The following is a 24,834-nucleotide window of genomic DNA, read 5'->3' as shown; positions in this document are numbered from 1 at the left end:
CTTCGACCGTCTGTGCGCCGCCAGGGACTCGAACCCCGGACCCGCTGATTAAGAGTCAGCTGCTCTAACCAACTGAGCTAGCGGCGCCTGCTGACCTGGAGAACATTACATGCCCGGCGCCGATCCGCCGAATCGTGACGGCCCGGCCACGCACCGTGCCCGCCGGGTCAGCGCGGGGGCGGGAGCCTGGCCAGGAACACCTCGAAGGCGGTCGACCGCACCCGGTTCGCCCCGTCGAACGGATAGTTCATCTCCTTGATCGCGATCAGCGACAGGCCGATCAGCCCGGCCAGCGACACCACCATCGCCAGGTGCGCCCAGGTGTTGGACAGACCGAACAGGAAGGTGAAGGCGATGGTGACGATCGCGCCGGCGATCAGCGCCGCCCACAGCAGCGGCGGCACGCAGTCCTCGATCTGGCTCAGCCGGGCGCGGCGCTTGCTGGCCAGGCCGTCCACGTGCTGCACCAGGTTCTGGTAGATCGTCGACTCCCGGTCGTCGCCGGGCGCGAAAGCCAGCGCGGACTCCCGGATCTGGTACATCAGCGCGGTCGCCGCCGGGTCGCTCCGATGCCCGGTCATCTGCTGCCACTCGGTGTTCACCACCGCGTGCGCGTAACCGAGCGTCAGGCCCTCCAGTTGGGCGCCCTCCGGCAGCGGCATCTGCCGGGACATCCAGTAGACCCCGGCGAGCTCGTCCGCCTCCTCGAAGGTCGTCGCCTTCGCGGCCGAGGTGTTCTCCCACACCACGATCACCACGAAAGCCACCAGGACCGCGTAGAAGGCGCCGACCGCGGCGAAGATGAACCCCGCCACGTCGTTGCAGTTCTCCCGGGCCGGGACGGGCGCGTACCGCTGCACCAGGATCATGCAGGCGGCCGTGGCCACCAGCATGCCGATCAGGATCGCCCCATCGGCCCAGTTCACGAAGACCCCCACTGACTCGGTGCAGACCTCTGCGCATGACCGTCATCGGGCCACGGGCGGCCGGGCGAGCGGGGACGGTCCGAGCGGCCGGGTCGCTGCGCCGCCGGACAGCGCGGTGATCGCGAGGGGGCCGGCGGGCGGACGCGGGGCGCAGCGGCAAGACCGCCCCCCATTGTCCGCGCCGTCCTCCTTGACCTTCCGCGTTGCCCGTGAAGCGCCTCGTCCGTCCTCCATCCGCAGAGGAATCTATCGGGCCAAACGGGGCGGACGGGACAAGCTGCGCACCACACGCCCCGGACGGCCCCAGCTGTCACCCGGATCGCGCACTGCGGCGTCAACTCTGCCTGACGGACGGGCAAATCGGCCCGAACCGGGCCAATCGGCGTGCCGGGCACGGTCCGTGCGCCGTCGCGCCCCGGATGTCAGGATCGGGGGAGTGCAACTCCCCGGCCGCGCGTGCCTCCTGCCGCGCGGCCCCGTCGTGAAAGCAGGCCGATGACCTCCGCCCCCGACCGCTACCGCCCGGTCCGCCGGATGCTGGCCCGCGACCAGGGAGAGTCCCACCGGGTCTCCACCCCGCTGGAACTGTTCTTCGACCTGTGCTTCGTGGTGGCCATCGCCCAGGCCGGCCGCGAACTCGCCCACGCGCTGGCCGCCGGACACTTCTCGGTCGCCGTGCCCGGATACCTGATGGCCTTCTTTGCCATTTGGTGGGCTTGGATGAATTTCACCTGGTTCGCCTCCGCGTACGACGTGGACGACGTTCCCTACCGGCTCACCACGCTGGTCCAGATCACCGGCGTGCTGGTGCTCGCCGCGGGCGTGCCGCGACTCTTCGGGGACCAGAACCTCGACCTCGTGGTGGCCGGCTACCTGCTGATGCGGCTGGCCATGGTCACCCAGTGGCTGCGCGCCGCCCGCGGCGAGAGCGGGCCCGCCCGGACCGCCGCGCTGCACTACGCCGTCGGCATCACGCTCGTCCAGGCGTTCTGGGTGGTGCTGCTGTTCGTCCCGCACGGGGCGCGCGCCCCGCTGTTCGCGGTCGGTGTGCTCGCCGAACTCGCCGTCCCCGTCCGGGCCGAGATGCACAACCGCACCCCGTGGCACCGGCGCCACATCGCCGAACGGTACGGCCTGTTCACCATCATCGTGCTGGGCGAGACGGTCGCCGCCGCCACCGTCGCCATCCAGACCGCGCTGGACGAACACAAGGCCGTCGCCGAACTGCTGCCGATCGCCGGCGGCGGACTGCTGATCTGCTTCGGCGCCTGGTGGATCTACTTCGCCGACGACGCCCACCCCTACCTGAACTCCGCCCGGCAGGCACTGCCCTGGGGCTACGGCCACTTCGCGGTCTTCGCCTCGGCGGCCGCCGTCGGCGCCGGCCTGGTGGTCGCCGTCGAACACGCCGTCGGCACCACGCACCTCACCGACCGGGCCGCGACCGCCGCCGTCACCGTCCCCACCGCGCTGTTCCTGTTCACCGTCTGGGCCCTGCACTCGCGCCGCCACCAGCGCGGCGCCGCCCAGGCGGTCCTGCCGCTGGCCGCACTGTCGGTGCTGGCTGCGACGCTGGCGGGGGACGCCGGCGTGCCACTCGCCGGCGCCCTGGTGGCAGTCGCCGTCGCCATCGGCACCGCCCTGTCCGCGCAGACCGAGAGACGGAGTTGAGCACCCCGTGCGCCTGGAAGACCTCCCGTACGCCCACCTGTTGCAACGCCACAGCGGACCGCTGCGGGCCGACACCCGCTACGACACCGTCCACTTCGACGACCTCGACCTGACCGGGCAACTCGGCGGCGCCACCTTCCTGGAATGCGCGTTCACCGGCATCCGGGTGGAGGACGCGAAGCTGCGCCGGGCCGGCTTCAACGAGGCGTGGCTGCACGGCGGGCGACTGGTCGGCGTCGACCTCGCCGAGAGCGACTGGCAGGACACCGAGATCGACTCCACCGTGCTGGCCGGCATCTCCGCGTACAGCTCGGCGATCCGCCGCACCGTCTTCCGGCAGTGCAAGCTCGAAGCGGTCAACCTGCGTGGCGCGACGCTGCGCGACGTCGCCTTCGAGGACTGCCTGCTGCGCGACGTCGACCTTGCCGACGCGAAACTCACCGACGTGACGTTCCCCGGCTCCACCCTGGACGGCGTCCGCCTGCGGGGTGCGACGCTCAAGGGGGTGGACCTGCGCCGGGCCGCGAGCCTCGACCTGCCGGACGGGCACCTGGGGCTGCGCGGGGCGATCATCTCGACCGGGCAACTGCTGGATCTGGCACCGCAGTTCGCGCAGGCGCTGGGGATCTCGGTGAAGGACTGAGGGGAGGGCTCCGGGCCGTCAACGGCCCTGCGGGTACCTGCCGTTCATCTGGTGAACAGTCCAACAATCCTTCGGTGAAAGTCATGGCCATGTCGCCCCGGCTGCGTGAAGATGCTCGGCGTTCGACACGAGGTGTCTGAACAACATCATCAGCAGCCGAAGGGACGGGCGGTCAAGGTGGCAGAGCTGAGTCGTAGGAAGTTCATGGCGCTGTCGGCGAGTGCGGCGGCCGGTGCGGCGGTGGCCGGGTCGGGAGTGGTGGGCGCGGCGGCTCCGGCGGTCGCGGCGCCGGCGGGGACCACGGGGACGATCACCGACGCCAAGCACGTGGTGATCCTGATGCAGGAGAACCGCAGCTTCGACCACTACTTCGGGACGCTGAAGGGCGTGCGCGGCTTCGCGGACCGTTCGGCGATCCAGATATCCGGCGGCTACAGCGTGTTCAACCAGCCGAACCTGCTGGGCCGGCAGTACCCGTGGCAGTTCAGCGCCACCAAGCCGGCCGGCGGCGCGGACCCGGCGCGGCTGGCGCAGTGCAACGGCGACCTGAGTCATGCCTGGTCCGATCAGCACAACGCCTGGAACGGCGGCAAGTTGGACTCCTGGGTGTCCGCCAAGGGCACCGTCCGCACGCTGGGGTACCTGACCAGGGCGGACATCCCGTTCCACTTCGCACTGGCCGACAACTGGACGGTCTGCGACGCCTACCACTGCTCGGTGCTGAGCGCGACGGGCCCGAACCGCACGTATCACTGGTCCGGCCAGATCGACCCGTCCGGCGCGGCGGGCGGCCCGGCGTACGACGGCGGTGACGAGTCGGGGCTGCGCTGGCAGACGTACGCGGAGGCGCTGGAGAACGCGGGGGTGAGCTGGAAGGTCTACCAGAACGCGGCGGACAACTACGGCGACAACGCTTTGGCCTACTTCACCCAGTTCTCCTCCGCCCCGGCGGGCAGCGCCCTCGCGGTGAAGGGCATGGGGTCCGTCCCGAAGGTGACCAACAGGACCCCGGACGACATCGTGGCGGCGATCAAGGCGGACGTGCTGGCGGGCACCCTGCCGCAGGTGTCCTGGATCGTGCCGGACCAGGCGTCCTCGGAGCACCCGTACGCCACGCCCACCGACGGCGCGCACTTCGTGCACAACGTCATGGACGCGCTGAACGCCGACCCGAACGTCTTCAACTCCTCGATCCTGTTCATCAATTACGACGAGAACGACGGCTTCTTCGACCACGTCCCGCCGCCGGCCGCGCCCGCCGGGACGGCCGGGGAGTTCTACAACGGGGTCAACATCGGTCTGGGGTTCCGGGTGCCGATGCTGGCCGTCTCGCCGTGGAGCCGGGGCGGGTGGGTGTCCTCGGAGACCTTCGACCACACCTCGGTGCTGCGCTTCCTGGAGAAGTGGACGGCCGCCCTGGGCAAGCCCGCGACCTGCGTGAACATCTCGGCGTGGCGGCGCAGGATGTGCGGCGACCTGACCGGCCTGTTCGACTTCGCCAATCCGGTGTACGGGATGCCCGCCCTGCCCGACACCTCGGCGACCATCGGCCTGGCCGCGTGCGGTCCGCTGCCGAACCCGGCGCCCGTCAACAACCAGCTGCCCGCGCAGGAGGCCGGCACCCGTCCGGCCCGGGCGCTGCCGTACCAGCCGGTGGCCAACCTGGACCATCTCGAGTTCGGCTCGGCCGGCGTGACGAAGGTGTGGATCGCGATGTCCAACGCGGGCAGCGCCACCAGCCACTTCGCCGCCTACGCCAACGCCCACCGCTCCGGCGGGCCCTGGCAGTACACCGTCGATCCCGGCGCGGCGACCAGTGACTTCTTCAACTGCGGCATCGGCTACGGCTCGGGCAAGTACGACCTGACGGTGATCGGCCCCAACCGCTTCCTGCGCCGCTTCACCGGCGACACCACGGCCGCCGGCAGGAACGTCGCCGTCACCGCGACCTACGCGCCCGCGCCCGACACCGGCAAGCTCGCCGTCTGGTTCAAGCTCGCCAACACCGGCAGCACGCCCGTGACCTTCACCATCACCTCCACCAACTACCGCACCGACGGCCCCTGGACGTACCAGGTCGCCGCCGGGGCCACCACCAGCGACTGGTTCAACGCGGCGGCCTACACCAATGGCTGGTACGACTTCACGGTGACGGTCAGCGGCGACGCCAGCTGGTCGCAGCGCTTCACCGGCCACCTGGAGACCGGGGCCGCCTCGGTCTCCGGCTGACGCGCGATCACACCGCACGCAGGCCGTGCGCGGCGAAGATGTCGCGCGCGGCCTGCACCTGCTCGGGGGTGGGGGTGGGGGTGTCGGCGAGGGTGAATTCGCGGCCCAGCGCGGCCCACTTGGACTGGCCGAGTTTGTGGAACGGGAGGACGTCGACCCGGGAGACGTTGCCGAGGGAGGCGGCGAAGGCCGCGACCCCGGCCACGTTCTCGGGCGGGTCGGTGAGCCCGGGGACGAGGACGAAGCGGAGATGGACGTTCTTGTCGAGGCCGGCGAGGCGGCGGGCGAAGTCGAGGGTGGGTTCCAGGGGCCGGCCGGTCAGCCGGCGGTAGAGCGCGCGGTCCCAGGACTTGATGTCGAGCAGCACCAGGTCGGTGTCGGCGAGCAGCGCGTCGCTCGCCCGGGCGCCGAGGAAGCCTGAGGTGTCGAGGGCGGTGTGCAGGCCCAGCTCGTGCTTGAAGCGGTGCAGCAGCTCGCCGGTGAAGGCCGGCTGGAGCAGGGGTTCGCCGCCGGAGAGGGTGGCGCCGCCGCTGCCGGTGGCGTGGATGAAGCCGGTGTACTTGGCGGCCTCGGCGAGCACCTCGTCCGCCGTCGTGCGGGTGCCGCTGCGCATCCGCATGGTGTCGGGGTTGTGGCAGTACAGGCAGTTCAGCGGGCACCCGGCGAGGAAGACCACGAACCGGGTGCCGGGGCCGTCCACGCCGGTCGACAGGTCCCAGGAGTGCACCGAGCCGCCGGCCTTCACAGTGGTGGGGAGCATGGTGGTGTCTCCTGGGAGCTGTCGGCGGGTGCTCAGAGCGAGCCGTGGAAGGTGCGGTTGACGACGTCCAGCTGCTGTTCCCTGGTCAGCCGGACGAAGTTGACCGCGTAGCCGCTGACCCGGATGGTCAGCTGCGGGTACTTCTCGGGGTGCGCCATGGCGTCCAGCAGCGTCTCCCGGTTCAGCACGTTGACGTTCATGTGGAACCCGCCGACGGCCGTGTACCCGTCGAGCACACCCGCGAGGTTCTGGATCCGCTCCTCGCGGGTGCGGCCGAGGGCGTCGGGCGTGACGGTGTTGGTGAGCGAGATGCCGTCCTCGGCCGCGCTGTAGGGGAGTTTCGCCACCGACAGGGCGCTGGCCACGTAGCCGTGGGTGTCGCGTCCGTTCATCGGATTGGCGCCGGGGGAGAAGGGTTCGCCGGCCCGGCGGCCGTCGGGGGTGGCGCCGGTCTTCTTGCCGTAGACCACGTTCGAGGTGATGGTCAGTACCGACTGGGTGTGCTCGGCGCCCCGGTAGGTGGGGTGCTTGCGCACCTTGCGCATGAACTCCTCGACCAGCCGCACCGCCAGTTGGTCCGCCCGGTCGTCGTTGTTGCCGTACGCCGGGTACTCGCCCTCCACGCGGTAGTCGACCACGAGGCCGGACGCGTCGCGCACGGGCCGCACCGTCGCGTACTTGATCGCCGACAGCGAGTCCGCCGCCACCGCGAGACCGGCGATGCCGCAGGCCATGGTGCGGCGCACGTCGCGGTCGTGCAGGGCCATCTCCAGGCGCTCGTAGGCGTACTTGTCGTGCATGTAGTGGATGACGTTCAGCGCGTGCACGTACGTCTCGGCCAGCCACTCCAGCTGCCGGTCGAAACGGGCCGACACCTCGTCGTAGTCCAGGACCTCGGACTCGATCGGGCCGGTGTCGGGGCCGACCTGCTCGCCGCTGATCTCGTCCCGGCCGCCGTTGATCGCGTACAGCAGCGTCTTGGCGAGGTTGACCCGGGCGCCGAAGAACTGCATCTGCTTGCCGACCTCCATCGCGGAGACGCAGCAGGCGATCGCGGTGTCGTCGCCGAAGCGCGGGCGCATCAGCTCGTCCGACTCGTACTGGACGCTGGAGGTGTCGATGGACACCTGCGCGCAGAACTCCTTGAAGCCCTGCGGGAGTTGCGGCGACCAGAACACCGTCATGTTGGGCTCGGGCGCCGGGCCCAGGTTGTACAGGGTCTGCAGGTAGCGGAACGAGGTGCGGGTGACCAGCGGGCGGCCGTCGGTGCCGATGCCGCCGATCGACTCGGTCACCCAGGTCGGGTCGCCGGAGAACAGCTCGTCGTACTCGGGGGTGCGCAGGAAGCGGACGATCCGCAGCTTGATGATGAAGTCGTCGATCAGCTCCTGCGCCCGGCGCTCCGTCAGCCGGCCCTCGGCCAGGTCGCGTTCCAGGTAGATGTCCAGGAAGGTCGAGGTGCGGCCGAGCGACATGGCCGCGCCGTTCTGCTCCTTCACGGCCGCCAGGTAGGCGAAGTACAGCCACTGGATCGCCTGCTGGGCGGTGGCGGCCGGCCCGGAGATGTCCTGGCCGTAGCTCGCGGCCATCGCCTTGAGCTCCGTCAGGGCGCGGATCTGCTCGGCCAGCTCCTCGCGCTCCCGGATGGTGTTCTCCAGCGTGCGCGGGTCGTGCGGTGCGGCGTCCAGCTCGGACTTCTCCGCGCGCTTGGCGGCGATCAGCCGGTCCACGCCGTACAGCGCCACCCGCCGGTAGTCGCCGATGATCCGGCCCCGCCCGTACGCGTCCGGCAGGCCGGTGACGACGCCGGCCTTGCGGGCCGCCCGGATCTCGGGGGTGTAGGCGTCGAACACGCCCGCGTTGTGGGTCTTGCGGTGGACGGTGAAGACCTTCGCCAGCTCCGGGTCCACCGGGTAGCCGTACGTCTCCAGCGCGCCCGCGACCAGCCGCCAGCCGCCGTTCGGCATGATCGCCCGCTTTAGCGGGGCGTCGGTCTGCAGGCCGACGATCAGCTCGTTGTCCCGGTCGATGTACCCGGGGGCGTGCGCGGTGATGGTGGACGGCGTGTCCCAGGAGACGTCCAGGACGCCCTTGGCGCGCTCCTCCGGGAACAGGTCGGTGATCCGCTTCCAGACCGCCGCGGTCCGCGCGGTCGGGCCGGCCAGGAAGGCGGCGTCGCCCTCGTACGGGGTGTAGTTCTGCTGGATGAAGTCGCGGACGTCGATGGCGTCCCGCCACAGGCCGCCCTTGAAGCCGTCCCAGGCACCGCTGTGGATGCGCTCCGCGTGCTGCGTGCTCATTGCCTCGCTCCCGCCTCTCGCCTACGAGCACTAGTGTGAAGCCCTTCACAAGCTCGGATGGGGCTCGAAAAGTCTTGATCAGGGGGACTTTGGTCCCCGAACGGGCCAGGGCCCTCACACCGCCCGGTCGTCGCCGTAGTACGCCTGGGTCATCAGCCGCCGCATCTCCCGCAGCATCGGCAGCCGCGGATTGGCCGGCGCGCACTGGTCCTCGTACGCGTTCATCGCCTGCTGCTCCAGCCCGGCCAGGAACGCCGCCTCGTCCACCCCGGCCTCCTTGAACGAGCGCGGGATGCCGACCCGTTCGCGCAGCTCCTCGACCGCGAGCGCCAGCGACTGAACACCCTGCTCGGGGGTGTCGGCGGGCAGACCCAGCATCCGGGCGATCTGCCGGTAGCGCTCCGGAGCCACATAGCTCTGGTACTTCGGCCAGCCGGTCACCTTGGCCGGCGCCGAGCCGTTCCAGCGGATCACGTGCGGCAGCAGCAGCGCGTTGGTCCGCCCGTGCGCCACGTGGAAGGTCGCGCCCAGGGTGTGCGCCATCGCGTGCACCGCGCCCAGGAACGCCGAGCCGAACGCCATGCCCGCGATCGTCCCGGCGTTGTGCATCCGCTCCCGCGCCACCTGGTCGTTCGGGCCGTCGTGGACCGCCGCCGCCAGGTTCTCGAAGATCAGCCGGATGCCCTGGAGCGCCAGGCCGTCGGTGAAGTCGTTGGCGTACACCGACACGTACGCCTCGATGCAGTGCGTCAGCGCGTCGAAACCGGAGTCGGCCGTCACGGTCGGCGGGAGGTCCCTCGTCAGCACCGGGTCCACGATCGCCACCGTGGGAGTGAGCGCGTAGTCCGCCAACGGGTACTTCTGCCCGGACTCCGGGTCGGTGATCACCGCGAACGGGGTGACCTCGCTGCCGGTGCCCGAGGTGGTCGGGATGCACACCAGCTTCGCCTTCTCGCCCAGGTCCGGGAAGGTGAAGGCCCGCTTGCGGATGTCGAAGAACTTCTCCCGCAGGTCCGCGAACTCCACCTCCGGGTGCTCGTACATCAGCCACATCACCTTCGCCGCGTCCATCGGCGAACCGCCGCCCAGCGCCACGATGGTGTCCGGCCGGAAGCCGCGCATCAGCTCCGCGCCCTTCTCCACCGTCGCGATGCTCGGGTTCGGCTCCACGAAGTCCACCACCCGCACCTCCACCGGCTCCGGGCGCCGGCGCAGCACCTCCCGGACCCGCTCCAGGTGGCCGATCTCCACCATCGTCCGGTCGGTGACCACCACCACCCGGTGGGCGCCGCGCATGTCCGTGAGGTAGCCGAGCGAGCCCCGCTCGAAGAAGATCTTCGGCGGGACCTTGAACCACTGCATGTTGGTGTTGCGCCGCCCAATCCGCTTGACATTGATCAGATGCAGGGCCGAGACGTTCCCCGACACCGAGGTGCGGCCCCAGGACCCGCAACCCAGCGTCAGCGAGGGCAGGAACGCGTTGTACACGTCGCCGATGCCGCCCTGCGAACTCGGCGCGTTCCAGATGATCCGGCACGCCTTCACCCCGGCGCCGAACTCCTCGGCGAACGCCGGATCCTCGGTGTGCACCGCCGCCGAGTGCCCCAGACCGTTGAACTCCACCATCCGTGCGGCGAGTTGGACACCCTGCGCACGCGTCTGGGCGCGCAGCACCGCCAGCACCGGGCAGAGCTTCTCCCGGGTCAGCGGCTCGTCCTCACCCACCCCGGCGACCTCCGCCAGGATCACCGAGGTGTCCTCCGGCACCTCGAAGCCCGCCGCCCGCGCGACCGCCTCGGCCGACTGCCCGGCCACCGCCGGGTTCAGCTTCGCGCCCGCACCGGTGCCCGCGCCGAACAGGTACCGCTCCAGCAGCACCTTCTCCTCCGGGCTCGCCAGGTACGCCTTCAGCACCCGGAACTCCGCGAGCGCCGCGTCGTACACCTCCTCGTCCAGGATCACCGCCTGCTCGGAGGCGCAGATCATCCCGTTGTCGAAGGACTTCGACAGCACGATGTCGTTCACCGCGCGCTTCAGATCGGCGCTCTTCTCCAAATACGCCGGAACGTTGCCCGCACCCACGCCCAGCGCCGGCTTCCCGCACGAATACGCCGCCCGCACCATCGAGTTGCCGCCGGTGGCGAGGATCGTCGCCACCCCCTCGTGCCTCATCAGCGCGTCCGTCGCCGCCATCGACGGACGGTCGATCCACTGCACGCAGTGCGCCGGGGCGCCCGCCGCGATCGCCGCGTCCCGGACGATCCGGGCCGCCTCCGCCGAGCAGCGCTGCGCCGACGGGTGGAAGGCGAACACGATCGGGTTGCGGGTCTTCAGCGCGATCAGCGCCTTGAAAATGGTGGTGGAGGTCGGGTTGGTCACCGGAGTGAGCGCGGCGACCACGCCCACCGGCTCGGCGATCTCCACGATCCCGTCGATGTCGTCCCGGGCGATCACCCCGACCGTCCGCATGCGGGCCATCGAGTGCGTGACGTGCTCGCAGGCGAAGACGTTCTTCACCGCCTTGTCCTCGAACACCCCGCGCCCGGTCTCCTCGACGGCCAGCGCCGCCAGCCGGGTGTGCGCGGCCAGCGCGGCCAGCGAGGCCTTCTTCACGATCCGGTCCACCCGCTCCTGGGTGAGACCCGCGTACTCCCGCAGGGCCTTGTGCCCGTTGCGGACCAGGGTGTCGACGGCGGGGTGCTCGGTGCTCTCGGTGCTCTCGGCGTTCACGGTGTTCTCGGCGTTCACGGCGTTCTCGGTGTTCGCTGCGACGGCGGCGTTCGCGTGGCTCTCGGCGTTCACGGCGCGGGACGACTGGCCGGACATGGCGCGGCTCACCTCTCGGGGTGTGGCTGCGGGGCGCCCGGCGGCACTGCCGGGACCGGTTGACCTCCTCAGCGTCGGGCCGTGGGCCGTGCGGCGGCTACGGCCGTTGGGCGCGATCCACCCGGGACCATCGGCCTTCTCCCTTGCGGCGCACGGCAGTTCGGGACCGGCCCCGGCGTGTCGGCGGTCTGCGCCGGGCGAGTGAGCCGGAGGTCGTCCGGGTGCGGGGCCCGGGGGCCGGTGCGAGGGTGGGCGGAGCCCGCACGGGTGCGTGTGACCGATCCCCGGCGGCGTACCGTGACAAGTGAGGCACCGAAGCAGGGGGGACGCCCACCCGAGGAGGAGACATGGGCATCTTCGACAGGTTCCGCCACCACCCCGCCCAGCCCACCCCCGACCCCGCCGAACGCGCCGCCCTCGCCCACGACGAGGCCGCCGACGCCTTCGGCGACCGCGCGGAACGCGCCCGCGACGAGGCGGAACGCCGCGTCCAGCAGGAACGCGAGGACCGCGAGGCCGCCGAGAACATGACCGCCGAGGGCGACCCCTGGGGCTGACATCCCGCCCGTGAACACGGCGCTCCCGCCACAGCAACTGACCGTCTCCACCGAACGGCCGGCCCCACCCGGGGTCGGCCGTTCGGCGTTCCGGGCCTACGGCCGCGGCGGCAGGGGCGGGCGGCGCAGGTCCGGGCGGGGGGTGGTGGGGGGCGGGGGTGCGGCGGCGGGGGTGGTGGTGAGGAGGTCGAGGGCGAGGGTGACGGCGGCGGCGAGGTCGGTGTGTTCGCCGCGGGCCCAGTCGCGGGGGGTGCGGATGACCTCGATGTCGGGGGCGACGCCCTGGTTCTCGATGGAGAAACCGATGCCGCCGGCGAACCAGGAGGCGTTCTTCGGGACGGAGATCTGGGTGCCGTCGCCGAGGGCGTGCCGGCCGGTCATGCCGACCACGCCGCCCCAGGTGCGGGTGCCGACCACCGGGCCGAGCGCGAGTTCCTTGATCGCGGCGATGATGACGTCGCCGTCGGAGCTGGTGGCGTGGTCGGCGAGCGCGACCACGGGGCCGCGCGGCGCGTCCCGGGGCCAGCGGACGGGCTGCCGGCCGCGGGTGAAGTCCCAGGCGAGGACGCGGCGGCGGAGCTTCTCCAGGACCAGCTCGGAGACGTTGCCGCCGGCGTTGCCGCGGACGTCCAGCACCAGGGCGGGGTGGGCGAGTTCGGAGCGCAGGTCGCGGTTGAACTGCGCCCAGCCGGAGCCGCCGAGGTCCGGGATGTGCAGGTAGCCGCACACGCCGTTGCTGAACTCCCGTACCAGGTGGCGGCGTTTGGCCACCCAGTCCTGGTAGCGGATGGGCCGTTCGTCGGTGAGCGGGGTGACGGTGATCCGGCGCCGCTGCTCGCCGTGGCGGATCGTCAGCTCCACCGTGGTGCCGCCGGTGCCGGCCAGCAGCGGCGTGGGCCCGCGCACCGGGTCGGGCGGGCGGCCGTCCACGGCGAGCAGCTCGTCGCCGTCGTGCAGGCCGTAACCGGCGAGCGGCGCACGGGCCTTGGGGTCGGAGGACTCGCCGGGCAGGATCCGGTCGATCAGCCAGCGGCCGTCCGGGTCGCGGTGCGCGTTGGCGCCGAGCAGGCCGAGCGGCAGCTGGGCGAGCGCCGGGCCCTCGCCGCGCCGGGACGGGGTGACGTAGGCGTGCGAGGTGCCGAGTTCGCCGAGCAGTTCGCGCAGCAGGTCGGCGAAGTCGTCGGGGGAGGCCACCCGTTCCACCAACGGGGCGTACTGGTCGGTGAGTTCGTCCCAGTCGAGGCCGCACATGCCGGGGTCCCAGAACTGGTCGGCGACGATCCGGGCGGCCTCGGAGTAGGACTGCCGCCACTCGGCGGCCGGGTGCACGGTGTGGGTGATCCGGCGCAGGTCCACCGGGACGGGGGCGGTCGGCGCGGCCAGCGGGTACAGCTTGAGCGAGCCTCCCGAGAACACCGAGATCGCCGAGCCGTCGGCGGACACCGCGAAGCCGTCCAGCTGCTCGACCAGGGTGCTGCGGCGGCCCCGGGCCAGGTCGAAGAACTCCAGCGCCGGGCGGCCGGAGGTGTCCTCCGGGTTGGCGAAGGTCTGGCCGAGCGCGCCGGAGATCGGCCAGCGCAGCCACACCACGCCGCCGCGCACCGCCGCCGTCGCCGAGTACTTGGAGGCGATCACCGGGAACGGCACCAGGCGCTTGCTCAGCCCCTCCTCGGTCACCCGCACGGTGCCGTCGCCGGTGGCCTCCTCCGGGTCCAGGCCGACCGGCGGGCGGCCCTCGGCGGGGGAGGCGAACGGCGACGGGGTGTCGGCGGCCAGCGCCACCAGGTACGGGCGACAGCCGAGCGGGAAGGACAGGTCGCCGGTGTGCACGTCGTGCACCGGGTCGAAGCCGCGCCAGGACAGGAACACCAGGAACCGGCCGTCCCGGGTGAACACCGGATGCTCGTCCTCGAACCGGCCGCCGGTGACGTCGACGATGTGCTCGGGACGGTCCACCCGGGCCAGCCGGACGGCGCGCAGCGAGCGGCCCGCGACCGGCTGGGACCAGGTCAGCCACTGCGAGTCCGGGGAGAACGCCGGGCTGGAGACCGGGCCGAACCGGGACGCGGCGACCTCGGTGACGCCGCCCCCGGCGGTGTCCACCAGCAGCAGCCGGCCGTCCGAGCAGGCCACCGCGAGCAGATTGCCGTCCGGGGCCGCGGACAGCTCCTGGACCCGGCCTATCCGGCCGGCCGCGATCCGCCGGTGCGGGGACGGGGCGTCCGCCGGGCCGTCCTTGCCCGGCAACGGGGCCAGCTCGATGGCGTCCTCGCCCTCCGCGTCGGTGACCCAGGCCGCCCGGCCGGACCAGCCCAGCACCTGCGGCAGCCGGCAGCGCACCCCCGGGGTGTCGGCCAGCGCCCGGGCCGGGCCGTCGCGGTGGGTCAGCCAGTACAGCGAACCGCGCACGTTGATCACCCCGGCCCGGCCGGTGGCGTCGCAGGCCAGGTCCTTGACGTTGTTCGCGGCGCTCACCTGGTACGGGCGGCGGCCGGACCGGGCGCCGCCGAGCGGCACCTCCAGGCGGTGCGGCGCGGGCGCGTCCAGGCTGTCCAGCAGCCACAGGTCGCCGGCGTGCTGGTAGACGATCCTGGTGCCGTCGGTGGCGGCCTCCCGCGCGTAGTAGGTGGCGTGGTCGGTGTGCCGGCGCAGATCGGAGCCGTCCGGGCGCACCGAGTACAGGTTGCCGATGCCCTCGTGGTCGGACAGGAACGCCACCCGGGTGCCCGCCGGGGTCGCCACCGGCATCGGCGCGGCCAGGTGCCCCGGCAGGTCGGGCAGCAGCAGGTCGTGGTCCACCCACAGCCGGCCCTTCGCGCCGCCCCGGTAGCGCTTCCAGAACGCCGGCTCGTGCGGGGCGGCGTCCGTCAGCAGCACCGTGTGCTCCGCGCCCATCTGCGCGTCCGCGACCGGCCCCCACGGCATCCGGCGGCCCGGCGAGCCGTCCGGCGGCAGCTCCCACGCCCAGGTGTAGTGCGCGAACGGCTCGTGGTACGAGCTGACGGCCAGCACCTCCCCGTTCGGCAGCCACCCGCGCACCCGGGTGTCCAGGCTGCCCCAGTACGTCAGCCGGGTCGCCGGGCCGCCCGCCGCCGGGGCGGTGAACACCTCCGGGGTCAGCGCGAACCAGCTCGTCCAGGCCAGCGTCGTGCCGTCCGGCGAGATTCGCGGATGGCTCACCCTGGTCCGGTCGGCACTGACCCGCCAGGCCCGCCCCACCCCGCCGTCCGGCGTGAGCGGCGCGACCCAGACGTCGTCCTCGGCGGTGAAGGCGAGCAGACCGTCGCGTACATGGGGGAAACGCAGATATCCGGGCACCATTCCATGGTTCGACCCCACGCCGGGGGCCGCAACGCGGGCGGGTTTGGGGGCGTGCGGACGACCTGACACGTGCTCAACGAACCTGGCCCGCCGGTGCATTGACAGCTCCGGGCGGAGCCGGTTCAGTGGTCTGGTCCAACTCCCCAGGGTGCGTGCCGGTGCGGCGGCATGCCCCCGGGCCGGAAACCCCACAGCCCGGCGGGGTGGGAGGCGGGCGTCCCCCACACAGAGGCAGGAGCATCCCCACATGCACACTCCCCGAAGGAAGCGGCTGATCGCCGCCGCAACCGCCTGGGCGGTGGCGGCCGCGGGCGCCGTCGCGATCAGCTTCGGACTGGCCGGATCGGCCTCGGCCGGCGAATTCCTGGTCAACGGCGGCCTGGAATCCGGCACGCCGACCCCCTGGACCTGCAGTGGCACCACCGGCAGCGTCGTCACCGGCCACGCCCACAGCGGCAGCTACGCGCTGGCCGGCGCCGCGAGCTCCACCGACACCGCCCAGTGCACCCAGACCGTCGCCGTCGCCCCCAACACCACGTACACGCTCAGCGCGTACGTCAACGGCGCGTACGTCTACCTCGGCGTCAACGGCGGCAGCTCGACCTGGACGCCCGGCACCGGCGGCGGCTACCAGAAGCTGGCCGTCAGCTTCACCACCGGCGCCACCCAGACCTCCGCCACCGTCTTCACCCACGGCTGGTACGGGCAGGGCACCTACTACGCGGACGACATCTCGCTGGACGGGCCGGGCGCGCCGAGCTCCACAGCTACTTCGGGTAAGGAGCCGTAGCCGCTGACGGGGCCGGCCGCCGGAAGGCGACCGGCCCCGGTTGTGCGGTGGGGGAGGTCGCCTGCGGCGGGCTTGGAGGGGGAGGGGAGTTGAGAAGTGGCAGTGGTTGCGGATGGGCCTGGTCGTCGGGTGGTGGCTGGCCTCGGGGTGTGGGGGAGGTCGCCTGCGGCGGGCAGGGGAGAGGGAGCTGAGCAGCTGCGGACGGGGTCGGTCGCCGGGAGGCGGCTGGCCACGGGTGGGTGTGGAATCTGCGGCGTCCTGCTTTCTTTCCCCGGCCCGCCGCAGGCGCTTGGGGGTCTGAGCGGCGTGGGTGCGGGCCGGCTGCCGCGGGGTGGCCGTCGGCCGCCGGGGCCTTGCTGCGCGCGGTGACGAAAACGAGGCTCTGCGTTGCCTGCTGTCTTTTCCTTCCTTCGTCCCTTCCCCCTGCCCGCCGCAGGCGGTTGCGGCGGGCTTCGGGGTTCGTTCCATCCCTGCGGTCTCCCGTTCGCCGACCGCCACCGCAGGTGGTGGGCGGTCGCCGGGGTGGGGTGGGGTGCCTAGCCTGAGGGGAGGAGGTGGTGGTGATGCTGGGCGATGCGCCGTTGTGTGCGGTGATTCCGGTGACCGACATGGGGCGGGCGAAGCGGTACTACCGTGAGACGCTCGGGCTGGAGCTGGTGACGGAGGGGGCGGAGGACGTCACGTTCCGGTCCGGGGGTTGTGAGTTCTCGCTGTACGAGACGCCCTACGGTGGGCAGGCCAGTCATACGCTGGCTAGCTGGAAGGTCGCCGATCTGGACACCGAGATGACCGAACTGCGCGGTCGTGGCGTGGTGTTCGAGGAGTACGACCTGCCGGGGCTGAAGACCCTGAATGGTGTCGCCGAGGCGGACGGCATGCGGGCCGCGTGGTTCAAGGACCTGGACGGCAACGTGCTGTGCGTCAATGAGCGGCGTGCGGGGTGAGTAGCCCCTGGGAATGCCGAAGGCCCCCCGCTTTCGCGAGGGGCCTTCGACTGTCTGTGCGCCGCCAGGGACTCGAACCCCGGACCCGCTGATTAAGAGTCAGCTGCTCTAACCAACTGAGCTAGCGGCGCTTGCTGACGGGCAGAACATTACCTGGTCAGGGCCGGAAACACACAATCGGTCCGGTTGGGGCGGGAACGTATGCTGAACGCGGCCGTCCGCTTCTGCCGAGAGGACCCGTCGTGGGCCAGCTGACCCTGCTCTTTCTGGTGCTGCTTGCCTCCGTGGTGACGATGCCGCTGGCGCGGAAGAGCAGAATTCCGCAACCGGTGCTGATGACGCTGGTCGGTCTGGTGTTCGCGCTGGTGCCGCAGATTCCCAATGTGGCGATCGACCCGGAGTTCATCCTGCCGCTGGTGCTGCCGCCGCTGATCTTCGCGGTGGCCCGGCGTTCCTCGGTGCGCTACTTCAAGGCCAACATCCGGTCGATCCTGCTGCTGGCCGTCGCGCTGGTGATCGTCACCACCACCGTCGTCGCGGGCGTGTTCTCCTGGCTGGTGCCGGCCGCGCCGCTCGCGGCGGCGGTCGCGCTGGGCGCGCTGGTCTCGCCGCCCGACCCGGTGGCGGCGGTCGCGGTGGCGGGTGAGGTCGGGCTGCCGCGCCGGCTGGTCTCGGTGCTGGAGAGCGAGGGACTGTTCAACGACGTCACCGCGATCGTCATCTACTCGCTGGCGGTCGAGGCGGTGGTCGACGGCGACCTGTCGGCGGGGCACGCGCTGCTGCGCTTCCTGCTGTCCGCGGTGGTCGCGGTGGTGGTCGGTGTCGGCCTGGGCTGGGCCAACGCCAAGCTGGCCGGGCTGCTGGAGGATCCCACCCAGCAGGTGGCGCTGAACCTGCTGGTGCCGTTCGCCGCGTACGTCCTGGCGGAGGAGGCGCACGGTTCGGGCGTGCTCGCCGTGGTGGTCTGCGCGCTGTATCTCGCGGACCGGGCCACCGACGCCGACGACGTGTCGTACCGGCTGGTCGGCAACGCGTTCTGGGAGATCGTCGAGACCCTGATCACCGGCGTCGCGTTCGGCCTGATCGGCCTGGAGCTGTCCACCGTCCTGAAGGACGTCAAGGACACCTGGCACACCATGCTCGGCGACACCGCGATCGTGATCGCCGCGGTGGTGCTGGTCCGGCTGCTGTGGCTGCTGCCCGCCGCGTGGCTGTCCAAGCGGCTCAGTCACGGCGACGAGGACACCCCGATCAGCTGGCGGGAGACCGTGGTGCTGTGGTGGTCCGGGATGCGCGGTGTCGCCACCGTCGCCCTGGCCCTCGCCATCCCGCTGACCCTGCACAACGGGCTGGACTTCCCGGCCCGCAACGAGATCATCTTCATCGCGTTCAGCGTGGTGCTGTTCACCCTGGTGGTCCAGGGCCTGACGCTGCCTTACGTGGTGAAGCTGCTCGGCCTGGACAGCGGCCACGACGCCCACGAGCAGGCCGTCCGGGACCTGTGGTGGCGCGCCGCCAAGGCCGGGCTGCACCGGCTGACCGAGCTGGAGGAGCAGGACCAGCTGCCGCCGGAGATCACCGAGCGTCTGCGCGAGCGCCAGCACGACCGGCTGGCCCGGCTCTGCCCGGACCGGTACGAGGAGGAGGAGGCGCTGGAGGCGAAGCGCCGCGGCAAGAAGTGGCGGCAGGCGTTCGCGGTCGAGCAGGAGATGATCGCCGCCTCCCGCCGCGAGGTGCTCGTCGCCCGCGGCGAGGCCGGCGCCGACCCCGAGATCGCGGACCACGTCCTGCGGACGCTCGACCTCCAGTCGGCCAGGAAGTGACGGCCCGTCGACCGCCCGGGGGGCGGGCCGCCGGAAGTCCCGGTTCGGCGGCCCGCAGGGCATAGGGTTGGGCCGGGCAAGGCCGTCGACGGAGCCGGCACCCCGCACCGTACCCGCCGGACCTGGGGCCTGTCTTCAAACCCGCGCCGCAGCCCTGCGGCGTCTGGTGCGTGCTCTCGGCGTGCCGGGTGGAAGGCCTCGTACTGGGTGTACTTGGCCTTTCGCCCGGTGCGGCGAGAGTGCGTGCCAGGCGTTGTGGGGCAGGCGGGGGTTTGAAGACAGGCCCCAGCGAAACCCTCCCGCCGGAACCAGCCGGTATCTGCACCCGCATGACCCAAGGAGCAACCGATGTCGGACACCCCCGCCAACGGCCGGACCCCGTTGGACCGCACCCCGCAGTGGGCCGCGCTGGGGAAGCACCGGGCCGAGCTCGGCGACCAGCACCTGCGCGAGCTGTTCGCCGCCGACCCCGACCGGGGCAGCCGCTACACCCTCCAGGTCGGCGACCTGTTCATCGACTACTCGAAGCACCTGGTCACCGACCGCACCCTGGACCTGCTGCGCCGGCTCGCCGCCGCCACCGGCGTCGCCGAGCTGCGGGACGCGATGTTCCGCGGCGAGAAGATCAACACCACCGAGAACCGCGCCGTCCTGCACACCGCGCTGCGCGCCCCGCGCGAGGCGGTCGTCGAGGTGGACGGGGAGAACGTCGTCCCGGCCGTGCACGCCGTCCTGGACAAGATGGCCGACTTCTCCGAGCGGGTGCGCTCCGGTGCCTGGACCGGTCACACCGGCAAGCGGATCCGCAACATCGTCAACATCGGCATCGGCGGCTCCGACCTCGGCCCCGCGATGGCCTACGAGGTGCTGCGTTCCTACACCGACCGCGAGCTGACGGTCCGTTTCGTCTCCAACGTGGACGGCGCCGACCTGCACGAGGCAGTGCGCGACCTGGACGCCGCCGAGACGCTGTTCATCGTCGCCTCGAAGACCTTCACCACCATCGAGACCGTCACCAACGCGGTCGCCGCCCGCAGTTGGCTGCTGGAGCAGCTCGACGCGGGCGAGGCGGCCGTCGCCAAGCACTTCGTGGCGCTGTCCACCAACGCGCAGGGCGTCGCCGACTTCGGCATCGACACCTCCAACATGTTCGAGTTCTGGGACTGGGTGGGCGGCCGCTACTCGTACGACTCGGCGATCGGCCTGTCGCTGATGATCGCGATCGGTCCGGAGCGCTTCCAGGAGATGCTGGCCGGCTTCCGGCTGGTGGACGAGCACTTCCGCACCGCGCCCGCCGAGCAGAACGTCCCGCTGCTGCTGGGTCTGCTGGGTGTCTGGTACGGCGCGTTCTTCGACGCCCAGGCGCACGCGGTGCTGCCGTACTCGCACTACCTGTCGAAGTTCACCGCGTACCTCCAGCAGCTCGACATGGAGTCCAACGGCAAGTCGGTGGACCGCGACGGCCACCCCGTCGGCTGGCAGACCGGCCCCGTGGTGTGGGGCACCCCCGGCACCAACGGGCAGCACGCGTACTACCAGCTGCTGCACCAGGGCACCAAGATGATTCCCGCCGACTTCCTCGGCTTCGCCCGCCCCGTCGGCGACCTGCAGCCCGGCCTGGTCGCCCAGCACGACCTGCTGATGGCCAACTTCTTCGCCCAGACCCAGGCGCTGGCGTTCGGCAAGACCGCCGAGGAGGTCGCGGCCGAGGGCGTGCCCGCCGAGCTGGTCCCGCACAAGACCTTCCGCGGCAACCACCCGACCACCACCATCCTGGCCGACGAGCTCACCCCGCACGTGCTCGGCCAGCTGATCGCCCTCTACGAGCACAAGGTGTTCGTCCAGGGCGCGGTCTGGAACATCGACTCCTTCGACCAGTGGGGCGTCGAGCTCGGCAAGGTGCTGGCCAAGAAGATCGAGCCGGTGCTGCTGACCGGCCAGGGCGGCGAGGCGCTGGACGGCTCCACCGCGTCCCTGGTCGCCCGCTACCGGGAGCTGCGCGGCCGGTGACAGACGCCCAAGGGCCCCGGGGATCCCCGGGGCCCTTGGCGTGTCCGGGGTCAGTTGATGCGGGTCAGCAGGGAGTCCGCGTGCGCCGAGATGAGCGCGCGGGCCAGCTCGGGGTCGGGGACGGCGAGGGCGTCGGCGAGGGCCTGGTGCTCGGCGTGGTCCTCGGCGGCGTGCGCGCTGCTCGCGGTGGCGGCGGCGGAGATGCGTATCTGACGGTCCCACAGGGTTTCGTACAGGGAGGTCAGGACGGGGTTGCCGGCCGCCCGCAGCAGCGTCAGGTGGAAGTGCCGGCCGGCCTCCACCGGGTGCGGGTCGCGGTGTTCGCAGGCGGCGCGCAGCTCGGCGGCGGCGGCCGTCAGCGCGGCCGGGCCGCGTTCGGCGAGGGCATCGACGGCGGCGCGTTCGAACAGCACCCGGGCGGCCAGCACGTTCCGGGCCTCGCCCGGGGCGATCGGGACGACCTGCGCGCCGCGCTTGGGGTACAGCCGCAGGAAGCCCTCCGACTGCAGGCGCAGGAACGCCTCCCGGACCGGGGTGCGGGACAGGCCCAGCTCGATCGCGACCACACCCTCGGAGAGCAGCGTGCCGCCCGGCCAGGTGCCGTCGAGCAGCCGGGTGCGGACGTGCTGGTAGGCCCGCTCCGCGGTGGGCTGCGGGTCGGTGGACTGCGCCTCGCTGGGGCGCGGCTCGGCTTCGGTCACCACGCCATTCTGCCACGCATCCCACTCTTGCATCTAAGCTTGCATCTATGATGCGGGTATGCCCCCGAACGCCCCCCGCCCCCGAACCGCCCTGTTCGTGACCTGCCTGGGCGACACCCTGTTCCCCGGCACCGGCCGCGCCACCGTCACCCTGCTGCGCCGCCTCGGCGTGGAGGTGGACTTCCCGCCCGGCCAGAGCTGCTGCGGGCAGATGCACTTCAACACCGGATACCGCAAGGAGACCGCCAAGCTGGCCCGGCACTTCGTGGACACCTTCGGCGACTACGACGAGATCGTGGTGCCCTCGGCGTCCTGCGCGGGCATGCCCGCCGAGGCCTACCCGCTGGCGGCCGCAGGTGACCCCGGCCTGGCCCGGGCCGTCGCCGAACTCGCGCCCCGCGTCGTCGAGTTGACGCAGTACCTGACCGACCGGCTGGGCGTCACCGAGGTCGGCGCGTACTTCCCGCACCGGGTCACCTACCACCCGACCTGCCACAGCCTGCGGGCCACGAAACTGGGGGACCGGCCCCAGCGACTGCTGCGCGCCGTCCGGGGCATCGACCTCGTGGAGCTGCCCGCGCAGGAGGAGTGCTGCGGATTCGGCGGCACCTTCTCGGTGAAGAACCCGGCGGTCTCCGGCGCGATGAACGGCGACAAGGCCCGGCACGTGCGCGAGACCGGGGCATCCGTGCTGGCCGCCGTCGACAACTCCTGCCTGATGAACATCGGCGGCCGGCTCGACCGGGACGGCCACCCGGTGCGCACCCTGCACCTGGTGGAGATCCTCGCCCGAACCGAACAGGACGGGCCACTGCCCGGCATCCCCATGGTGGAGAGTGCACGATGACGAGGTCCTTCCTGGGCTGGCCCGCGTTCCCCGAGGCCGCCGAACGCGAGGTCGGCAACCAGCAGTTGAGGGAGAACGTGCGCCGCGCCACGCACACCATCCGGGGCAAGCGGGCGGTGCTGGCCGCCGAACGCCCCGACTGGGAGGCACTGCGCGAGTCCGCCGCCGCGATCAAGGACCAGGTGCTGGCCAACCTGGAGGAGTACCTGCTCCAGGTCGAGGAGAAGGTCACCGCCGCCGGCGGCACCGTGCACTGGGCGCGGGACGCCGCCGAGGCCAACCGGATCGTCACCGACCTGGTCCGGGCCACCGGCGAACGCGAGATCGTCAAGGTCAAGTCCATGCTCACCGAGGAGATCGGCCTCGACGCCGCCCTCGAAGCCGCCGGAATCAACGCCCGCGAGACCGACCTCGCCGCCACCATCGTCCAACTCGGCGACGACCTGCCCTCGCACGTGGTGGTGCCCGCGCTGCACCGCAACCGCAGCGAGATCCGCGACATCTTCGTCCGCGAGATGGGCCGGCACGGCCGTCCCGCACCCGACGGGCTCACCGACGAGCCCGCCGAACTCGCCGAAGCGGCCCGGCTGCACCTGCGGGAGAAGTTCCTCGGCGCGAAGGTCGCCGTCTCCGGTGCCAACTTCCTGGTCGCCGAGACCGGCACCCTGGTGGTCGTCGAATCCGAGGGCAACGGCCGGATGTGCCTCACCCTCGCCGACACCCTGATCTCCGTCGTCGGCATCGAGAAGACCGTCCCGAGCTGGCAGGACCTGGAAGTCTTCCTGCAACTGCTCGCCCGCAACGCCACCGGCGAACGGATGGCCCCGTACACCAGCACCTGGACCGGGCTGGGACCATCGAAGGGGGCTGACGGCGACGGCCCGGCGGCCTTCCACCTCGTCCTGGTCGACAACGGCCGCACCCGCGCCCTCGCCGACCCGACCGGCCGCCAGGCGCTGCGCTGCATCCGCTGCGGCGCCTGCATGAACATCTGCCCCGTGTACGAGCGCACCGGCGGCCACGCCTACGGCTCCGTCTACCCCGGGCCGATCGGCGCCATCCTCAACCCGCTGCTCAAGGGACTCGACGACCCGCAGACCGCCTCGCTGCCCTACGCCTCCACCCTGTGCGGCGCCTGCAACGAGGTCTGCCCGGTGCGGATCCGCTTCACCGACGTGCTGCTCGACCTGCGCGCCCAGGTCGCCGACGGCGGACAGCACCCCCTGGAACGCGCCGCGCTCGGCACCGTCGGCGGCGTGATGGAGCATCAGGCCGCCTGGAAGGCCGCCGTGAAGGGCATCGGACTGGTCGGCCCGCTGCTGCTGCCCCGGCGGATCAGCCTGCCCGGACCGCTCGGCGGCTGGACCGACAGCCGCACCCTCCCCGCCATCCCCCGGGAGTCCTTCCGCAGCTGGTGGAAGCGGACCGAAGGAGACACCAAGTGACCGACGCCCGCACCGAGATCCTCCGCCGGATCCGCGCCGCCGCCGTCCCGCCCGCGGCGGCCCCGCCCCGCCACTACCTGCGGGACGCCCCCGGCCTCGACGAGACCGACCGCCCCGCCGTACTCGCCCTGTTCGCCGAACGGCTGACCGAGTACGGCGCCACCGTGCTGCGCGCCGACGAGGCCGGTACGGCGGTGGCGCAAGCACTGGAGGGCGCGCGGAGCGTGGTGGTGCCCGCCGGGCTGCCGGACGAGTGGACCGCCGGCTGGGACGGCGAGGTGCGGGCCGACCTGCCGCCGCTGAGCAACGCACAACTCGACGCCACCGACGCCGTCCTGACGAGCTGCACCGCCGCCGTCGCCGAATCCGGCACCCTGATCCTCGACGGCGGACCCGGCCAGGGCCGGCGCGCCGCCACCCTGCTGCCCGACCTGCACGTCTGCGTGGTCCACGCCGACCAGGTGCACTCCGCACTGCCCGGCGCGCTCGCCGCACTCGACCCGGCGCACCCGCTCACCTTCGTCAGCGGGCCGTCCGCCACCGCCGACATCGAAATGATCCGGGTCAAGGGCGTTCACGGACCACGCCGACTGGTGGTGATCCTGCTGCCCTGACCTCCCGGTCTCAGCCCTGCGGGGTCGGCGCCACCGAGGCCGTCGGCCCCGCCGGGCGCGGCGCGGGACCGTGCTGCGCCGTGTACACCAGCCCGAACCCGAGCCCGGCCACCAAGGTCACCGCCCCCGTCCACGCGAACACCCGCCGCAGCCGCCGCTGGAGCTCCTCGTGCCGATGGGCACGCAACGCGGCCGCCTCGGCCTCGGCGAGCTCGGCGTCGAGCCAGGCGGCCCAGTCGGAATGCAGGTCGTCGGACGCCATGACCGGGACCTTAGCAGCCCTTTACGCGCACCCGACCGAGCGACGGCGCGGGCCCGCCACGCCCCCCGGGAACGCCGAAGGCCCCCCGCTTTCGCGAGGGGCCTTCGACCGTCTGTGCGCCGCCAGGGACTCGAACCCCGGACCCGCTGATTAAGAGTCAGCTGC

General features: G+C 71.9%; 17 protein-coding genes, 2 tRNA genes and 1 pseudogene. 11 read left to right on the top strand and 9 right to left on the bottom strand.

Annotation, left to right across the window (positions count from 1 at the left end; translation table 11 throughout):
* Positions 1-13: 13 nt before the first annotated feature.
* Positions 14-87, bottom strand: a tRNA-Lys gene (locus ACFV18_RS32110).
* An 80-nt stretch (positions 88-167) separates the two neighbouring features.
* Complete coding sequence (locus tag ACFV18_RS32105) at positions 168-926, bottom strand: hypothetical protein (protein WP_380488824.1); 759 nt, start codon at positions 924-926, stop codon at positions 168-170.
* Positions 927-1,421: 495 nt separating this feature from the next.
* Here ACFV18_RS32105 and ACFV18_RS32100 point away from each other — a divergent pair, with 495 nt between their 5' ends.
* The 3 genes from ACFV18_RS32100 (at position 1,422) to ACFV18_RS32090 (ending at position 5,469) form a co-directional block, all read left to right on the top strand.
* The gene (locus ACFV18_RS32100) at positions 1,422-2,597 is read left to right on the top strand and encodes a low temperature requirement protein A (protein ID WP_380488823.1); all 1,176 of its coding nucleotides are present in this window, start codon (positions 1,422-1,424) and stop codon (positions 2,595-2,597) included.
* Positions 2,598-2,604: 7 nt separating this feature from the next.
* Positions 2,605-3,240 (top strand): pentapeptide repeat-containing protein, encoded by a 636-nt coding sequence (locus tag ACFV18_RS32095; RefSeq protein ID WP_380488822.1) that lies wholly within the window; start codon positions 2,605-2,607, stop codon positions 3,238-3,240.
* Positions 3,241-3,417: 177 nt separating this feature from the next.
* Complete coding sequence (locus ACFV18_RS32090) at positions 3,418-5,469, top strand: phosphocholine-specific phospholipase C (protein WP_380488820.1); 2,052 nt, start codon at positions 3,418-3,420, stop codon at positions 5,467-5,469.
* Between the two features lie 7 nt (positions 5,470-5,476).
* Here the strand turns inward: ACFV18_RS32090 and pflA are convergent, their stop codons facing one another.
* The 3 genes from pflA to adhE form a co-directional block, all read right to left on the bottom strand.
* Positions 5,477-6,229: a pyruvate formate-lyase-activating protein gene (pflA, locus tag ACFV18_RS32085; protein WP_380488819.1), complete on the bottom strand. Its 753-nt coding sequence runs from the start codon at positions 6,227-6,229 to the stop codon at positions 5,477-5,479.
* Positions 6,230-6,261: 32 nt separating this feature from the next.
* Positions 6,262-8,529 (bottom strand): formate C-acetyltransferase, encoded by a 2,268-nt coding sequence (pflB, locus tag ACFV18_RS32080; RefSeq protein WP_380488817.1) that lies wholly within the window; start codon positions 8,527-8,529, stop codon positions 6,262-6,264.
* A gap of 114 nt (positions 8,530-8,643) precedes the next feature.
* Positions 8,644-11,355, bottom strand: a complete 2,712-nt coding sequence (gene adhE / locus ACFV18_RS32075; RefSeq protein ID WP_380488816.1) for a bifunctional acetaldehyde-CoA/alcohol dehydrogenase — start codon at positions 11,353-11,355, stop codon at positions 8,644-8,646.
* A 347-nt stretch (positions 11,356-11,702) separates the two neighbouring features.
* On the opposite strand from adhE, the gene ACFV18_RS32070 reads away from it, so the two are divergent.
* On the top strand, positions 11,703-11,912 hold the full coding sequence (locus ACFV18_RS32070) for a hypothetical protein (protein WP_380488815.1): 210 nt from the start codon (positions 11,703-11,705) through the stop codon (positions 11,910-11,912).
* A gap of 96 nt (positions 11,913-12,008) precedes the next feature.
* Here the strand turns inward: ACFV18_RS32070 and ACFV18_RS32065 are convergent, their stop codons facing one another.
* Positions 12,009-15,233 (bottom strand): S41 family peptidase, encoded by a 3,225-nt coding sequence (locus tag ACFV18_RS32065; protein ID WP_380488814.1) that lies wholly within the window; start codon positions 15,231-15,233, stop codon positions 12,009-12,011.
* Positions 15,234-15,480: 247 nt separating this feature from the next.
* Between ACFV18_RS32065 and ACFV18_RS32060 the strand changes: the two are divergent.
* Positions 15,481-16,014 (top strand): annotated as a pseudogene (locus tag ACFV18_RS32060) (carbohydrate binding domain-containing protein); the annotation flags it as partial.
* Between the two features lie 572 nt (positions 16,015-16,586).
* Complete coding sequence (locus ACFV18_RS32055; protein ID WP_380488825.1) at positions 16,587-16,967, top strand: VOC family protein; 381 nt, start codon at positions 16,587-16,589, stop codon at positions 16,965-16,967.
* Positions 16,968-17,024: 57 nt separating this feature from the next.
* Here the strand turns inward: ACFV18_RS32055 and ACFV18_RS32050 are convergent.
* Positions 17,025-17,098, bottom strand: a tRNA-Lys gene (locus ACFV18_RS32050).
* A 111-nt stretch (positions 17,099-17,209) separates the two neighbouring features.
* Here ACFV18_RS32050 and ACFV18_RS32045 point away from each other — a divergent pair.
* The gene (locus ACFV18_RS32045; RefSeq protein ID WP_380488812.1) at positions 17,210-18,790 is read left to right on the top strand and encodes a Na+/H+ antiporter; all 1,581 of its coding nucleotides are present in this window, start codon (positions 17,210-17,212) and stop codon (positions 18,788-18,790) included.
* A 348-nt stretch (positions 18,791-19,138) separates the two neighbouring features.
* Positions 19,139-20,800, top strand: coding sequence for a glucose-6-phosphate isomerase (gene pgi / locus ACFV18_RS32040; protein WP_380488811.1), 1,662 nt, complete (start codon positions 19,139-19,141; stop codon positions 20,798-20,800).
* 50 nt (positions 20,801-20,850) lie between these two features.
* Here the strand turns inward: pgi and ACFV18_RS32035 are convergent, their stop codons facing one another.
* Positions 20,851-21,501 (bottom strand): GntR family transcriptional regulator, encoded by a 651-nt coding sequence (locus tag ACFV18_RS32035; RefSeq protein WP_380488810.1) that lies wholly within the window; start codon positions 21,499-21,501, stop codon positions 20,851-20,853.
* A 58-nt stretch (positions 21,502-21,559) separates the two neighbouring features.
* On the opposite strand from ACFV18_RS32035, the gene ACFV18_RS32030 reads away from it, so the two are divergent.
* Genes ACFV18_RS32030 through ACFV18_RS32020 form a run of 3 tightly spaced genes read left to right on the top strand, consistent with a single transcriptional unit; the run spans position 21,560 to position 24,407 of the window.
* Positions 21,560-22,348 (top strand): (Fe-S)-binding protein, encoded by a 789-nt coding sequence (locus ACFV18_RS32030; protein WP_380488809.1) that lies wholly within the window; start codon positions 21,560-21,562, stop codon positions 22,346-22,348.
* The gene (locus ACFV18_RS32025; protein ID WP_380488808.1) at positions 22,345-23,793 is read left to right on the top strand and encodes a LutB/LldF family L-lactate oxidation iron-sulfur protein; all 1,449 of its coding nucleotides are present in this window, start codon (positions 22,345-22,347) and stop codon (positions 23,791-23,793) included. The genes ACFV18_RS32030 and ACFV18_RS32025 overlap by 4 nt, the downstream gene beginning before the upstream one ends.
* Entirely contained in the window at positions 23,790-24,407 is a 618-nt protein-coding gene (locus ACFV18_RS32020; protein ID WP_380488807.1) for a lactate utilization protein C, read from the top strand. Before ACFV18_RS32025 ends, ACFV18_RS32020 begins: the two co-directional genes overlap by 4 nt.
* Before the next feature lie 10 nt (positions 24,408-24,417).
* On the opposite strand, the gene ACFV18_RS32015 is transcribed toward ACFV18_RS32020, so the two are convergent.
* On the bottom strand, positions 24,418-24,669 hold the full coding sequence (locus ACFV18_RS32015) for a hypothetical protein (RefSeq protein ID WP_380488806.1): 252 nt from the start codon (positions 24,667-24,669) through the stop codon (positions 24,418-24,420).
* Positions 24,670-24,834: the final 165 nt, after the last annotated feature.

This window comes from Kitasatospora sp. NPDC059673 (assembly GCF_042734215.1).
Taxonomy (GTDB): Bacteria; Actinomycetota; Actinomycetes; order Streptomycetales; family Streptomycetaceae; genus Kitasatospora.
Note: the sequence above shows the minus strand (reverse complement) of the source record. Positions and strands in the feature narration are given on the sequence as shown.

Excerpts from the sequence above, each read along its gene's own strand:
- ACFV18_RS32100 (WP_380488823.1), top strand. The coding sequence starts at position 1,422 with ATGACCTCCGCCCCCGACCGCTACCGCCCGGTCCGCCGGATGCTGGCC.
- pflA (WP_380488819.1), bottom strand. The coding sequence starts at position 6,229 with ATGCTCCCCACCACTGTGAAGGCCGGCGGCTCGGTGCACTCCTGGGAC.
- pflB (WP_380488817.1), bottom strand. The coding sequence starts at position 8,529 with ATGAGCACGCAGCACGCGGAGCGCATCCACAGCGGTGCCTGGGACGGC.
- adhE (WP_380488816.1), bottom strand. The coding sequence starts at position 11,355 with ATGTCCGGCCAGTCGTCCCGCGCCGTGAACGCCGAGAGCCACGCGAAC.
- ACFV18_RS32070 (WP_380488815.1), top strand. The coding sequence starts at position 11,703 with ATGGGCATCTTCGACAGGTTCCGCCACCACCCCGCCCAGCCCACCCCC.
- ACFV18_RS32065 (WP_380488814.1), bottom strand. The coding sequence starts at position 15,233 with ATGGTGCCCGGATATCTGCGTTTCCCCCATGTACGCGACGGTCTGCTC.
- ACFV18_RS32055 (WP_380488825.1), top strand. The coding sequence starts at position 16,587 with ATGCTGGGCGATGCGCCGTTGTGTGCGGTGATTCCGGTGACCGACATG.
- pgi (WP_380488811.1), top strand. The coding sequence starts at position 19,139 with ATGTCGGACACCCCCGCCAACGGCCGGACCCCGTTGGACCGCACCCCG.
- ACFV18_RS32030 (WP_380488809.1), top strand. The coding sequence starts at position 21,560 with ATGCCCCCGAACGCCCCCCGCCCCCGAACCGCCCTGTTCGTGACCTGC.
- ACFV18_RS32025 (WP_380488808.1), top strand. The coding sequence starts at position 22,345 with ATGACGAGGTCCTTCCTGGGCTGGCCCGCGTTCCCCGAGGCCGCCGAA.
- ACFV18_RS32015 (WP_380488806.1), bottom strand. The coding sequence starts at position 24,669 with ATGGCGTCCGACGACCTGCATTCCGACTGGGCCGCCTGGCTCGACGCC.